Source organism: uncultured Murdochiella sp., from assembly GCF_902488755.1.
Taxonomy (GTDB): domain Bacteria; phylum Bacillota; class Clostridia; order Tissierellales; family Peptoniphilaceae; genus Murdochiella.
In genome coordinates, this window is sequence record NZ_CABTXF010000079.1 from 1 (window position 1) to 1,529 (window position 1,529).

At 50.1% G+C, this 1,529-nt stretch carries 1 protein-coding gene; it reads right to left on the reverse strand.

What is annotated here, in order from left to right; all coding sequences use genetic code 11:
• Positions 1-136: 136 nt before the first annotated feature.
• On the reverse strand, positions 137-1,381 hold the full coding sequence (locus RDL68_RS06295) for a D-alanyl-D-alanine carboxypeptidase family protein (protein ID WP_308540826.1): 1,245 nt from the start codon (positions 1,379-1,381) through the stop codon (positions 137-139).
• Between the last annotated feature and the right edge of the window lie 148 nt (positions 1,382-1,529).

A 1,529-nucleotide genomic window follows, 5' to 3' on the forward strand; every position in this document is an offset into this window, starting at 1 on the left:
TATACTCCTAAGGGGAAGGCCGAGGGTTCGAATCCTTCATACTGCGCTATTTCTCCGGCAGCTATTTTCTGCCGGGTTTTTTTTTTTGTTACAGAGGCCACGCCGCAGCAGCGCAGCCCTTAACCCAAGGTTCGTCTTATAACAGATGCAGAACGAAATGGGCAAAGTCCTTTGTCGCTCGCTTAATGCGCGTCCACAACCCGGCTTTTGTCGTTGGCTTATGCGCAACGATGTCGATCATCTTAATCATTTCCCCGTTTTGATAAATCAGAATTTCTCCAAACTTTTCCTCCGCAGCCGTCGGCGCTTTTTTGTTTTCGTCGAATTGGTAGCGAATGGAAAAGGTCTGATGGGAATACGTGAACACCGAATAGGAACTTGCCGGATACAAAACGACCGATTCCTCTTCGGCGGAAGGCATCTCATACCGCTTCACGGGTTTCGCGGCATCCACTAACGAGATATGGGAAAACGATCCTGCTGCCAAATCCGCCAGCTCCTTGGTTGTGCGCCAGCGCGAATCGTTACTGCCTGCGCCCATAACCACGCTGATCGCTTCAAAAGGAATGCTGTCTGCGCTGGATGTCAGGGATAATGCGCCGGTAAAGCAGTATCCCGCTTCTTCCGTTACACCGGTCTTTAATCCTTCCAGTCCCGGAATATCCACAGTCGCCTCGGTCAACGTGGATCGTCCCGAATACTGACGCTCCGGTTCATTGATGGTTTTAATCGCAGCAAGCTCGCGTACTTCCGGAAAATCTTTGAGCAGTGCAGAAGCGAGTATGAACATGTCCCGCGCACTGGCGGTATTATACTGTCCGTTCACGGTAAATCCGCTGGCATTGACAAAATGCGTGTTGCGCATACCCAAAGCAGCGGCTTCCTGATTCATCCGTTCTGCACACGCCTGTTCACTTCCGGCAAGAATCTCTCCCAGCATTGCGGCAGCATCATTTCCGGATACGACCATCATGCCCATGAGAAGTTGCTCAACCGTTCGTGTCTCTCCGGCTTTTAAGCCGTAATTAGACGAACCGGCAACGTTAAATTCCGCCGCGGAAGAGGAAATCTTTACCGTCTGTTTGGGATCGATTTTGCCCTCGGCGATGTCCTTTTTGACCAAGTAATACGTCATCAGTTTCGTCATCGAGGCAATGCCCAAAGGCTTCTCACTGTTCTTTTCAATCAGGATTTTACCGGTGGTTGGCTCACCGATGAGCATCGCTTCTACGTCATCGTAATAGGAAAACGACGAACGAAATTGCTCCGCGCTGTCTCCCTGATAGGGCGAAAGCGTCACCTTTTGCTCTTCGCCGTCCGCATAAACCGGCATGGAGGTAAACGTGAACAGCAGAGCAAGCGTAAAGCAAATGATCCGCATAAACTTTCTGTTTTTCTTCATCGCGTTTCCTCCCACGTTTTACGCAAATAGCGAAGCATCTCTACATCCAGCTTCTTCGGATACGTAAACTCATCCAGTGCATTGAGTTTCAGCCCTGCCTTGCGGAAAAGCATACAAGCCTGAAAAA

Coding starts and splice junctions, on each gene's coding strand:
- RDL68_RS06295 (WP_308540826.1), bottom strand. CDS start 1,381: ATGCGGATCATTTGCTTTACGCTTGCTCTGCTGTTCACGTTTACCTCC.